The organism is Faecalicatena contorta (assembly GCF_022835095.1).
GTDB classification, from domain to species: Bacteria; Bacillota; Clostridia; order Lachnospirales; family Lachnospiraceae; genus Faecalicatena; species Faecalicatena contorta.
The window spans coordinates 4944051-4956625 of record NZ_BQNQ01000001.1; the positions used below are offsets into that span (position 1 = coordinate 4944051).

A 12575-nucleotide genomic window follows, 5' to 3' on the forward strand; every position below is an offset into this window, starting at 1 on the left:
AAATCTGAATAATTGTATTGGTTACTGTGCTAACCCGAAGAGTGTGAACAGTAATCAATACAGTTATGAAAGGAGATCAATATGAATGTATACAATACAATAGACATGATGTATGAGGTATGTGATGAAGCAATTTCATCAAAAGACCTGTTATGCAAATTAGACAGCTTTGTAGGTGATGGAGACCATGGCTTTACTGTAGCCCGTGGATTCTCTGCTGTTAAGAATGTACTTGATAAAGGAAGCTTCAACACTCCCAGAGAAGTATTTGCAGCGGTTGGAGATACACTGGCAGAATCTATGGGCGGCGCCATAGGGCTCATTATAGGCGGACTGTTCTCGGGCGGCGCCAGAACAATGAATGACAGCGCTGATATAACAGTGGATGACATATATAAGTTACTCAGAAATGGCCTGGAAGAAATCAAAATGATTGGAGGGGCAAAAGAAGGGGACAGAACACTGATCGATGCCCTTTCTCCTGCATGTGATGCCTATAAAAATAAAATGGATTCTGAATCAGGCTTGGCCGAATGCCTTCATGCTGCAGCAATTGCCGCGGGTGATGGTGCTGCAGGTACTTCCAAAATGGTTGCCAGAAAAGGGCGGGCAAAATTTTTAAATAAAGAGTCTCTTGGCTATGTAGATGCCGGTTCTGTAACAATGCAAAAAGTGATCGAAGCAATGTGGAAGTATGTGCGTAAAATAGAGGAGTAAAATAATATGAAAAAATTTTTAAATAAACCGGAGGATATTATGCAGGAAACGGTAGAAGGCTACGTTTTAGCAAATAAAAACCGCCTGAAGCTGACCCCTGGGACACATAATATTACAAGAAAGGATCCAAAAGAACCGGGTAAAGTAAAAGTGGTAATTGGTAACGGAGGCGGTCACGAACCGGGAACAATGGGACAGGTTGGATATGGGGCCTATGATCTGGTTTCCTTAGGCGAGGTGTTCGCAGCCCAATCAGGAAAGAAGTTTTTCGAAGCAATCGAGGATATTGATGATGGAAGCCCCATTCTGCTGACGATTGCCAACCATGCCGGAGATGTAATGAACGGGAATATGGCATATCGTCTAGCGAAAGAAAAAGGAATGGATATAGAGAAAGTAATTCATTATGATGATGTTTCTTCTGCACCGAAAGGCTATGAAGAGGAAAGAAGAGGCACAAGCGGGTTCTTCTTCCCTGTTAAGGCAGCAGGCGCAGTTGCAGAAGAAGGCGGAACATTAGAAGAATGCGTAAAAGCTTTTCACAAAACCAGAGATAATACAAGAACCATTTCTATAGCCCTGAGCGGATGCACACATCCTCAAACTGGCATGCAGATGATGAGTATACCGGACAATGAAGTAAGTATTGGAGCAGGAGCTCACGGAGAAGGGGGCTCCTATAGCGGTAACTTCACAAACTCATATGAAATGCTAAAGATCGCAGCAGATTATTTGATTGAGGATTTGCCATACAAGGAAGGGGACGAGGTTTTATTGCTCGTAAATGGTATGGGATCCACAACAATGATGGAATTGTCTATTGTATACAGGGAGGATCTGTGCAATTATTTGGGAACCCATGGAATAAGTGTCTATTCAGGGGTGGCTGCAAACATGGTAACTACTCAGGAATCATCAGGGGTTTCTATTTCTTTCTGTAAAGTTGATGACGATATAAAGAAATGGTGGGACGCACCTTGCAGTACACCGGTCTATTCAAATTAAGGAGGATGTACTGTGTTAATATCAATGAAGCGTATTTTAGATTATGCAGAGGCAAATGGAACCGCAATTGGTGCCTTTGATGTAGCCAACCTGGAGGGAATCCGTGCTGCTATAGCTGCGGCAGAAGAGCTTCATCAGCCGGTAATCATACAGTTTGCACAAGCGCATCATGCGATAAGCCCTGTGGATATATTGGGGCCAATTATGGTAATGATGGCAGAAAAAGCAGACGTACCTGTATGTGTGCATCTGGATCATGGTGAAGAACTGGAGTTTTTGAAGAAGGTACTTGATATGGGCTTTACATCCGTTATGTATGATGGGTCAGCTCTTAATTTTGAAAAAAATGTGGCAAATACCTGTATAGCCGTAGAGCTGGCGTCCGCATATCATGCATCCGTTGAAGCGGAAATCGGTTCCATGGGAAGAGAAGAATTCGGCAGTGCCGGGGCGGAAGGAAAGGCAATCGAAAATGTGTACACGAACCCGGCAGAAGCAAAAGAATTTGTAAAACGTACGGGAATTGATGCACTGGCATGTTCTTTTGGAACTGTTCATGGGTTATATCTGACAAAGCCTGTATTGGATTTTGAACTTATCAGCACAATTCGCAAAGAAGCAAATGTCCCGGTTGTTATGCATGGCGGCTCAGGTCTGCACGAATCAGAATATAAAGAATGTATCAGGCGTGGCGTCCGTAAAATAAATTATTATACTTACGCCGCAAAAGCTGGTGGCGAAGCGGTTAGAAAAATGTGCACCCAAAAAGAGGGGGATGTCTATTTCCATGACATCGCGAACTGTGGTATGGATGCAATGAAAGCAGATGTCATGTCCGCTATGAGGACTTTTTCGAATCTATAGAAAAACGGGGATGATAACATGACAAACTATGCAGAATTATTGCAAAAAAACAGCCTTTCCACTATGGAGAGCAAAGAAGTCTGCAATGCACTTATGACAGAAGATCCCAGGATGGAGAAGCTGATCCTGAAATACTTTCAGCCAAATGATTATATGAAAATATGGCAGCGCAGAATTGGTGATGGCCTCATCGGTGGAAAAGCCTGTGGGATGGTCATGGCCCAAAAGTTACTGAGCATTTATCTCCCCGACTGCAAAGAACACCTGACTTCTCCAGATTCCTGGTTCATAGGCTCCCATGTCTTTCATGATTATGTAGCAGAGAATCAGTGCGAAGGGCTCTGGCGGATACAGACTCTAAAAAAAGAGGATATGGAAGAGATAAAAAAGTTTCAGGACAGACTCCTGTCAGGTAAATTCTCATCCCCTGTGATACAAAAACTGGAAGAAATATTGGACAATTATGGCCAGACTCCACTCATTATACGCTCCAGCAGCCTCATGGAAGATAGTTATGAAAATGCCTTCACAGGTAAATATGACTCGGTCATTTGTGCCAATCAGGGTACAAAAGCAGAACGTATGGCAGAACTTTTAAATGCTGTACGCAGCGTATATGCCAGCGTACTGAATCTTTCCGCATTGGAATACCGCAAAAAACGGCACCTGTTGAACAAGGAAGAACATATGGCTCTTATCATCCAGACTGTGGCCGGGAGCACACATGGGCAATATTTCTTCCCGGCTGCTGCAGGCATGGGGTGCTCTTATAATCCTTATAAATGGATGGAACAATTAAATCCCAAAGCGGGAATGCTGCGAATCGTCATGGGTCTTGGCACCCGTGCCGTGGAGCAGACTCCTGGTGACTATCCCCGGCTGGTCGGATTGGACCGGGCCCGCGCAAATCTCCACCCAACGATCGCCGAGCGTCACAAGTATTCCCAGCGGCATGTTGATGTCATTGACCTTGCCGCAGGAGGGCTGTGTACCAAATCTTTGGAGGATATGACTGACCTTCTTCCTAAATGCCAGAGAAACATGCTGTTGAGCCATGATACTGAAGCAGAAACGCTCCTGGCCCAACGCCGAATCTATCGGAACATATACTTTGCAGACTGCCAGGGTCTGGTTGAAAACTCCGATTTTATTAACGTCATGCGAAAAGCCCTGAACATGTTTGAAAAAGAGTATGAACGGCCTGTGGATGTAGAATTTGCGGTAGACACTTCTGCCGATGGCTCCTGGCACATCAACATTTACCAGTGCCGTCCTCTCCGGTCAGCTTCCGCCGAAGGAATCACAATTTCCGGAGGTGTTGAACACGAATTTCTTTTCGATATAACCGGGGCGTCCATTGGACGTTCAGAAGAGAAAAAAATTGATTATATTGTATGGGTAGATCCTCAGAAATATTACGAATGTCCATACTCTGAAAAACCAAACATCGGACGGATGATTGGCAAGATAAATCAAAAATTTAAAGATACGGATAACGGGCGGCTCCTGCTTACACCTGGACGGATTGGAACCACTTCGCCTGAACTGGGGGTTCCCGTGGCCTATGCCGATATCAGCCAGTTCTGTGCGGTCTGCGAAGTGGCATATGAAAAAGCAGGTTACTTCACGGATCTCTCCTACGGCAGCCATATGTTTCAGGACATGGTGGAGGCCGGCGTGTTTTATGGGGCAATCACAAAAAACCGGACGACAAAATTATACCGCCCGGAAATGCTGAAACAATATCCGGAGATCCTGCATAAGTGGTGGCCTGATGCAGGAAAAATCCGGGAAATTGTAAAGCTCTATGATCTGACCGGCCTCCATGCATCTATCATCCTGGATGCCAGGGCTGGAAGAGCTGTCTGCCGCATTTTCTCCCCCTGAGGAACACATACTGCGCAGCAAGGCCCCTGACGTGCTGCGCAGTCCACTGTATCTTAAATCAGCCAGACTGGTACATACCAGTTTTTTTCATCAACAGGAAGTAACTCATTTGCCATACAGACAACGCTCCCTGTTCCTATCTCTACTTTAAGTGTCTCCAAAGCATCAAATGTTCCTGACGCGCTTACAGGGTCTAACACATGAAAATTTTTTATCGCCGTTTTTCCAGGTGAAGCAGCTTTTTTAATCTCAATGGGAGACAGTATACCATTCTGAAAAATCAGCAGGTCAATTTCCTTTTGATCTTTATCCCGATAATAATAAATTGGAGGCTCTTTTCCCGCATTCAGGTAACTTTTATAAATTTCAGAGAATACATAGCTCTCAAAAAATGCTCCTGACATTGCCCCTCTTTCCAGTGCCTCCGGGTTCCCCCATTTTAAAAGATAAGCGGCCAGACCCGTATCTAAAAAATGGAGAAGCGGCATTTTTACTACTCGTTTCAAAGCATTATTATGATAAGGCTGTACAAGCGCGATGATATGGGAAGATACTAAAACAGAAAGCCATTTCTTAGCAGTAGGAGCCGTAATCCCGGCCGCACTTGCCAGTTCCTCGTACACAACAGGTTTGGATGTATGAGCGGCGGCAATCGTCATAAAATTATAAAACTGCATTTCATCAGCAACCTGAGCCAGATCACGGATATCCCTCTGTAAATATGTGTCTACATAGGAACGGTAATAGGTTTCCCAGTCAATATGGTCATCAGCATAGAGTTCTGGCATAGAGCCTCTGAATATTCTCCGGTAGATCTCATTTAACCCACGTGCCTTTGTTACAGATAAACGCTCCAACAAACGCCCGGTATCCGTGGAAAAGGGTTCATTTGGCACCTGATAGATCTCCGCATCGGACAATCCCAGCAAATTTACAATTCCCACGCGTCCGGCAAGACTTTCACTCACATTTTGCATAAGCCGGAAAACCTGCGATCCTGTAATCCAGAAATCCCCTTTCCGCTTAGAACGATCAACACTCATTTTAATATAAGGCAGCAGCTCCGTTGCATACTGAATCTCATCAATCAGAACAGGCGGAGTATATCTTTGCATGAACAAAGCCGGATCTTTCTTTGCCAGATACCTCACATCAGGATCATCCAGAGTCACATATTTACGATCCACTCCAAGTTCACGCTGCGTCTCCGCCAGTTTTTGCAGCAAAGTTGTCTTTCCCACCTGCCTGGGCCCGGTTACCAAAAGTACAGGAAACATTGTCGATATCTGCTCAATCGTCCCCTCCACAGCTCTTTTAATATATACCATCTGAACCTCTCCCTTCAAAACTAAATTGCACAAATCAGAAAGAACTGCCTCTCCGTCCATTCCAAATTACCATTTTAGTTTAGCCAAAATTACCGACATTGTCAATCACATTTCCGTCTATTCTAAAATTATATTTTAGTTTAGCCATATCACTTACATTTCCTGATCTTATAAAATAATCAAGCTCCCCTCGCCGCCTATACACACTCCTTTTCCAAATCGATCCACCGCCCCCATCAAAGCCCCTGCCGCACCCCCCTGGGTGCGTCCAGCTCCGTGAAAGCGGAAGCGGGCTGCCCCGGGGATACATATGCCGTTTCTTTGAGCATATAGCGCGGTTAGCAGCAGTAAGAGAAAAAGAGCAGAATCGCAGGACTGGAAACTGATTCCGAATCAGTTTCCAAGGAAGCCTGAGCCGTCTAAGCATCAGCTTAGGCGGTGAATGCTTCCGATGTCCTGCGATTCTGCTCTTTTTCTCTTAACTGCTGCTTACCAAGCGGACTGCCCAAAGAAACGGCATATGTATCCCCGGGGCAGCCCGCTTCCGCTTTCACGGAGCGTCCCCCCTTCCCTACCTCTTCCGCCGCCCAAAACATATCCCTGCGATTAACAGGATGAGTACTGCCGCCGCCCCAATCCCGATATACAGTTTGAGCCTCGGCTGTTCATCCTTTTTATCTTTGGGCGTCTCAACAGGCGTATCCTCCTGTTTATTATCTATTTTACGACTGTCACTTGCCGCAGTATCCCCCATTAGCTTCTGATACCCTTCTTCAGTCAGGGTGGCTTCCGCGCTGCCGACTGCCTGGCCCTTATAGGTATAGATGACTTTACCGTCTCTAATCCCGCTTTCGGTCAGAACAATATTCTTTTCAAGCTGGGAAAATTCTATCCCGTCCGGCAGTACGACATAAGCATCTTCTGTGTTAAAATTCCTGATGTCTTCTGAAGTCTCCAGACTCTCAACCGGAACTTTTTTGAAGTTCGAAAAAACATAATCCATCATGGCCTTTGTATCCGTATACGCATCGACTCCATAATCGTAGAGGACTACAGCGGCCAGGTGCATATTTCCATTGTCTGCCATTGTCACCAGCGTGGTTTTTGCCTGATCTGTGTATCCGGTTTTTCCGCCGGTACAGTATTCGTAATAATAGTAATTCTCCGGCCAAAGCATCTTATGGTTCTGTTGAAATACACGTTCTTCCTGCGTCAGGTTCGTAGGGCCAATCTTGTACTCCAGTTTTCCCATAATGGTTCTAAATTCGTCCTGCTGGTACACTGCGGATGCAATCAGGGCCATATCATGGGCTGTTGTGTAATGTTCATCGTCATGCAGCCCGTTCGGATTCACCCAATGGGAGTTGGTGCATCCAAGCTCTTTTGCCCTGTCATTCATTTTCCGGATAAATGTATCATAATCTCCGCCCAGGCTCTGCTCCCCCACACTCTCGGCAACCGCATGGGACACCTCATTTGCAGAAGCCAGAAGTACCGCGTGCAGTGCATCTTCGAGGCTTAATTCCTCTCCTGCTTTCATTCCAATCTGCGCGTCATCATACTGCAGAAAAGAGATACTGTCTTCGGTAAATTTTACCTTATCCGCCAGATCCGCATTTTCCAGAGCTACCAGAGTAGTCAGCAGTTTTGTGATACTTGCAGGGTAATGTTTTGCATCCATATTCTTGCCATACAGAATTGCACCGCTCTCCATATCCATTACCACGGCCGAATCTGCATATACATTTGGTCCCTGAGGCCAGCCCTCCAGCCCGTTCGTATCAATCGCCGCCTCATAAGATGCGGCCTTCTCCTGCAGTTCCGCCTCAGCGGCAAGCTCTTCCTCTGTCTTCTCCTGCGTATCCCCATCCTCCGCCAGCACAACTGCCGGGGAAAGGATCAATATAGCTGCTGCTAAAAAACAAAATAAAATCCGTTTTAACTTCATAATTTCCTCCAGATTTTTATTATCATATGCAGAACCTGCAGAACTCATTCTTCTATAAAATTATTTCATAAATAAAAATAAAATTTATTATTGAGCTTTTCGTGTTTTGGATAAGAATCTATACATTACATAGTACCTCAAATATTGGACACTTACAAGTATTAAACTTTTGAAATCTATCCGCCAGCAAGACGGAAGCTCGTTAACGAATTCCTAATTTTATTACGCATTCCCTCAACAATCTCCGGAATGTTTTACTCTCCGCTGTCTTTTCATCGTGCCCCGGCGCCAGATAGATCATCCTGCCCTTTTTATAATTCCTGCACCAGCCCGCAGGGTAGTCTTCTCCCTGATATTGAAAAGTAAGAAAAATCTGTTTCTCCGAATCCAGCTGCCTCACCATATAAGGCTCTTCCTCTAACTGAAACTCTTTTTCTCCCGGACACTTTGCAGTACGATAAACCAGCAGGCAGCGGGGAGGATGCGTTACGAAGTTCCCGCCGTATGCTTTTTCCAGCTTACTTCCTGCGCGGCTGATAATTCCGTTATGCAGCGCCAGAAGACGGCCGTCGCATGCAAGATAATCCGCAAGAATGTCATCGAATCCATTCAGATTCTGGTAATCGTCAAGATAACTGATGATACAGTCATATAACTGCAGGTCAGAAATAGTCAGGCCGCGGTAATCTGTACATACGCTTATCTCCCCCAGGGATTCCAGTGCCTCCCGGATGCCGGGCAGCACTCTGCTAAGCGGATGATAAGGCGCCTGTTCTTCATCCCCTAATATCATAATCTTTTTTTCCGTCAACTCTTTCATACCTCCTACCAGGGAATGATGCTCCCGTCATAGCTGTCCAATACCAGCTTTTCCTGTTCCCGTATTTTGAAAAAGCTCTGCAGGGCCAGCCTTGCCGCTTCTTCCGGATTCAGATCGGCGTGTTCTTCTTTGGTTCCCATCATATAGGTATTCATCCATCCGGGGTGATAGAGACGGATTTCATAACCGTCTTTTTTCAGCCGGTTTGAAAGAACTGCCATACCTGCGTTGAGTGCAGCCTTGGACATGCAGTATTCGGTTTCGTCCTCCCGCCAGCAGGTCCCGATGCTTCCTGCTTCCGAAGAAATACAGCAGATCTTTTTGTCTGTGCCCCGGTCCATAAGCGGAAGAAATGCCTCTGTCACCCGTATTGCTCCCAATGCGTTGACATTAAGCGTCCGAAGCATCCCAGGATAGTCATATCCATCCCGAATGTCCCGGATCGTACCATTGATTCCTGCACAATGAATCAGCATATCAACCGTTTCCACACGTTCCATCACCTTTTGAACCGCTGTTTTTACAGAATTATCATCTCCCACATCCAGCGGCACACAGATCAGGCGGTCAGGATAAGTCTGTTTCAAGGCATCGAGTTCCTTCCATTCCTCCATATACCTGCCTGCAATCACTTGAAATGTGGTTTTTGATTCTGCACCGGTCTGCCTCCCGCTGGTTTTCAAAAATTCCTCACACAATGCAAATCCCAGTCCCCGGTCTGCACCTGTTACCATCACAGTTTTCCTCATCTCCAAAATGCCTCCCGATACTGTTCTTCTCTTTCTGCAAAATCACAGGGCAGGATCTCACCTGTATTTTGAAAATGTTCCACACATTTTCTCGTAGGAATTCCGGTACGCCCGCCCAGGACCGTACACTTTATCGCGGAAACCGCTCCGGCAAATAAAGCTGCTGATTCTGCATTCATTCCTTCCGCTATTCCACAGGTAAATGCGCCGTGAAAAACATCCCCCGCCCCGGTCGTGTCCAAAACCTCCACAGGATAGGATGCTGATTCAAAAAATCTACCATGATCCATTCCTGCACATCCCTTTGCCCCCAGCGTAACGACAACTACCGGCGGCCCCTCTTTGGACAGAAGCCCCAGATTCTTCTTGTACTCTCCGTCAGAATAAAGATGATTGTAATAATATTCTGATAGTATAAAAACATCAATATTCCTCAGGTTTCTCTGGGTCCGCTCATCAAATTCATCCCCATCCACAACAACGGTTCCTCCGTTTTCATGTACATATTTCGCCATCTTTTCCGCCACGGTATCCATCTGATACAGCATCAGATAATCCCCTTTTTTAAAGATTTCGTAAGGGATATCCGCAGCGTTCCACGGCTGAACCGTAGATGCAGATTCAATATAGTGCTTTCCCCGCTTTTCAGAATCTACAATACTGACACAAAAAGCAGTTCTGCCTTTTCGCATCTCCAGGTGCGAAACATCCACGCCAAGCACTTTTAAGTCTTCTACACAAAGCTTCCCATACCTGTCATTACCCACAGCCCCAATAAATGCAGTTTCTGCCCCCAGACGCGCAGCAGCGGCAACCGCATTTGCAATCTTGCCCCCGCCCATCAGACTCACATCCTGAAATTCCACCAGTTCCTCTTCTGTTGGCATGTGCGGGCACAAAATATTCATGTCCATACAGGGGTAATCAAATCCTATGATCCTCATAAACACCTCCTACCAGCGTGTCAAACTGATTTTCTCTTTCAAAAATGCCTTTGCCGCCTGCGCCGCATCTGCCAGGGTACAAAATATATAAGGTTCTCCCACATCTTCCTTTATGTTCTTCTGCACCGCATAAAAAATGGTCTGGTCGTATCCTGTTCCCACATTCAGCTTACGGATCCCTCTTTTCACAGCTTCCCTGATCTGGCTGTCTGGAATTCCTGTGCCTCCATGGAGCACCAGTGGAATGGAAACCTCTCTCTTAATCGCATCCAGGCGCTCCATATCCAGCTTCGGCTCTCTGACATAATTGCCATGCGCACTGCCAAATGCAATCGCAAGTACGTCACACTCCGTCCGCTCCACGAATTGCTTCGCCAGCTCCGGGGAGGTGTAGCCACTGTCATCCGCAAAATCTGCAAGCGTATCTGCATTTCCCACATGCCCCAGTTCAGCCTCCACATCCACACCCATAGCGTGTGCCGCTTTTACGACCTCCCTTGTCCTTCTGACATTCTCCTCGAATTCACAGGATGAAAAATCCACCATGATACTGGTAAATCCGGCTTTCAGGCACTGCATTGCAAGCTCGTAGCTGTCCCCGTGATCTAGCATCAGCCCCACCGGGTACTCGCTCTTTGCGGCCAGTGTCTCTACGATCCGGGCAAAAGTATCCACACTGATATACTCTGTCATCTCAGGGTATATCATAACGATTGTCGCTGTCTTCAGCTCCGCTGCCGCCTCAATCACCCAATTGATCGTTTCAAAGTTAAAGGTATCAAATGCAGTCACCGCATATCCCCCTTTATCTGCTTCTTTTAAAATCTCTGATACTTTTACTAATGGCATATGTTTCTCCTCCTCTTATCTTTCATCGGCCTCATCAGCCCTGATTCCCGTGTAGCGACATACTTCTTTCAAAATTTCACTGTACTTTCCGTGGACGCCGCATGCATGATGGATATACGGGCCGTACATCAGCTTTCTCTCCCATCTGCTCCAATCCTCTACCTCTACCCAGATATAATTCCCTCCGGTCTCCGGTCCTTCCACGCCTTTCCCTTCTCCAAAAAACATCTGGAAATCTCCGCAGACACCTCCGAACCTTGCAATCGTGAGATCGCCTCCCTGGATTTCATACCGCCCCATACATTCATCCGTCAACTCCGGATTGCAGGATGGTTTTGCCAACGATTTCGGGAACGGTCCGCAATGCCACAGCAGCTCTGCATTGTCATTTTCCGGATGCCGTATGGTCATGTCCGCAGTAAATGCAGGGGACTCCATCCTGGCTGCTCCCGTCAGAATTCCTGCTGTCACTGCGCCGTAAATATCTGTCTCGCAGATCACCGGCAGGCCTTTCTCCGTCAGGTTGCCGAAGGCATAGCATGGATAACACTCATAGATCAGTGGATTGACATACCAGCAGTCTCCTGCCATAATCGTGCACCCATAAGTTTCAGCCAGATTTCGGATTGCCAGCTCTGTGGCCGCTGTAATCTCCGCATGCTTCTCCGAAATGCTGTAACACGGAAACGACTGTTTTGTTTCCTGCACCAGCTTTTCCACGGCTCCCCGATCTTCCTTCCGAATACGTTCGATCTCCGTTACCAGCTCTGTCCCGTCAATGGGTACTGTATCAATTTTCAACTGGTTTACCAAAGCCCCCTCGTCCACGATGACGCTCAGAAAATCTCTCGGGCGCGGACCGATCTGCCCGATCTTCATATTTTTCACAGCCTTTACCGCACATGCCGTGCGGATAAAATTCTCGATTCCCTGCTCCAGCTTCGGATCTTCCAGCCAGCAGTTCTCCAGATAGGTATAGGTCAGCCCCTCCCGAAGAAGCCCCATCGTCGTGGCAAACAGGCCGCACTGCGTGTCCGTCTGTCGATATCCATATCCTCCCGGAGGTGCTTCATCCCTTGGCCCCCATACCAGAATGGGCACAGAAAACTCCCTGCAAAGCTTAACCACCGCCTCCTCGTTCCCAAAGTTCGCGTGGGGCACAAACAAAGCGTCAATTTTCTTCTCCCGGAAATACTGGGCTGCCCTCTCCACATCACATGCCTGGTACAGCAACGCCTCCTCATTTAAAAATGAAATATCCACCAGCTCCACATCGCCGATTTTTTCAAGAATTTCATCCACCCGCCTCCGGATCTTCAGGCTGTTTTCATATGCATTTTTCGGATCCGGAAAATCAAACCTCCTTGTCGGCGCATATCCCAACACTAATTTTCTGTAATTGTACATAAACATCCTCCTACCTTCAAAATCTATTTTTTATTCATTCATGGCCTGAGCATTACC

The 12575-nt window shown here is 46.6% G+C and carries 12 protein-coding genes; 4 read left to right on the forward strand and 8 right to left on the reverse strand.

Translation table 11 applies throughout. The features are described from left to right. Positions 1-81: 81 nt before the first annotated feature. Genes dhaL through MWG26_RS22090 form a run of 4 tightly spaced genes read left to right on the forward strand, consistent with a single transcriptional unit; the run spans position 82 to position 4473 of the window. A complete protein-coding gene (dhaL, locus tag MWG26_RS22075; RefSeq protein WP_025653804.1) occupies positions 82-717 on the forward strand; it encodes a dihydroxyacetone kinase subunit DhaL in 636 nt (211 codons plus the stop codon). Between the two features lie 6 nt (positions 718-723). After that, complete coding sequence (locus tag MWG26_RS22080; RefSeq protein WP_117440554.1) at positions 724-1722, forward strand: dihydroxyacetone kinase subunit DhaK; 999 nt, start codon at positions 724-726, stop codon at positions 1720-1722. Between the two features lie 12 nt (positions 1723-1734). Further along, positions 1735-2586 carry a class II fructose-bisphosphate aldolase gene (locus MWG26_RS22085; RefSeq protein WP_025653805.1) on the forward strand — a complete coding sequence of 284 codons (852 nt, stop codon included), beginning with the start codon at positions 1735-1737 and terminating at the stop codon, positions 2584-2586. A gap of 18 nt (positions 2587-2604) precedes the next feature. Next, positions 2605-4473 (forward strand): PEP/pyruvate-binding domain-containing protein, encoded by a 1869-nt coding sequence (locus MWG26_RS22090; protein WP_025653806.1) that lies wholly within the window; start codon positions 2605-2607, stop codon positions 4471-4473. 53 nt (positions 4474-4526) lie between these two features. Here MWG26_RS22090 and MWG26_RS22095 read toward each other — a convergent pair whose 3' ends face one another. From MWG26_RS22095 to MWG26_RS22125, 8 genes are all read right to left on the reverse strand, one after another. After that, positions 4527-5801, reverse strand: coding sequence for an ATP-binding protein (locus MWG26_RS22095; RefSeq protein WP_025653807.1), 1275 nt, complete (start codon positions 5799-5801; stop codon positions 4527-4529). A 431-nt stretch (positions 5802-6232) separates the two neighbouring features. Next, on the reverse strand, positions 6233-6355 hold the full coding sequence (locus MWG26_RS22765) for a hypothetical protein (RefSeq protein ID WP_275891933.1): 123 nt from the start codon (positions 6353-6355) through the stop codon (positions 6233-6235). A 17-nt stretch (positions 6356-6372) separates the two neighbouring features. Further along, positions 6373-7749 carry a D-alanyl-D-alanine carboxypeptidase family protein gene (locus MWG26_RS22100; RefSeq protein ID WP_044925969.1) on the reverse strand — a complete coding sequence of 459 codons (1377 nt, stop codon included), beginning with the start codon at positions 7747-7749 and terminating at the stop codon, positions 6373-6375. 202 nt (positions 7750-7951) lie between these two features. Further along, positions 7952-8569 carry a ThuA domain-containing protein gene (locus MWG26_RS22105; protein ID WP_025653808.1) on the reverse strand — a complete coding sequence of 206 codons (618 nt, stop codon included), beginning with the start codon at positions 8567-8569 and terminating at the stop codon, positions 7952-7954. A 5-nt stretch (positions 8570-8574) separates the two neighbouring features. After that, on the reverse strand, positions 8575-9318 hold the full coding sequence (locus tag MWG26_RS22110) for an SDR family NAD(P)-dependent oxidoreductase (protein ID WP_025653809.1): 744 nt from the start codon (positions 9316-9318) through the stop codon (positions 8575-8577). Next, entirely contained in the window at positions 9315-10262 is a 948-nt protein-coding gene (locus MWG26_RS22115) for a carbohydrate kinase family protein (RefSeq protein ID WP_025653810.1), read from the reverse strand. Before MWG26_RS22115 ends, MWG26_RS22110 begins: the two co-directional genes overlap by 4 nt. Before the next feature lie 9 nt (positions 10263-10271). Beyond that, on the reverse strand, positions 10272-11111 hold the full coding sequence (locus MWG26_RS22120) for a class II fructose-bisphosphate aldolase (protein WP_117440553.1): 840 nt from the start codon (positions 11109-11111) through the stop codon (positions 10272-10274). 15 nt (positions 11112-11126) lie between these two features. Continuing rightward, positions 11127-12518, reverse strand: a complete 1392-nt coding sequence (locus MWG26_RS22125; protein ID WP_173005532.1) for an L-fucose/L-arabinose isomerase family protein — start codon at positions 12516-12518, stop codon at positions 11127-11129. Positions 12519-12575 lie beyond the last annotated feature (57 nt).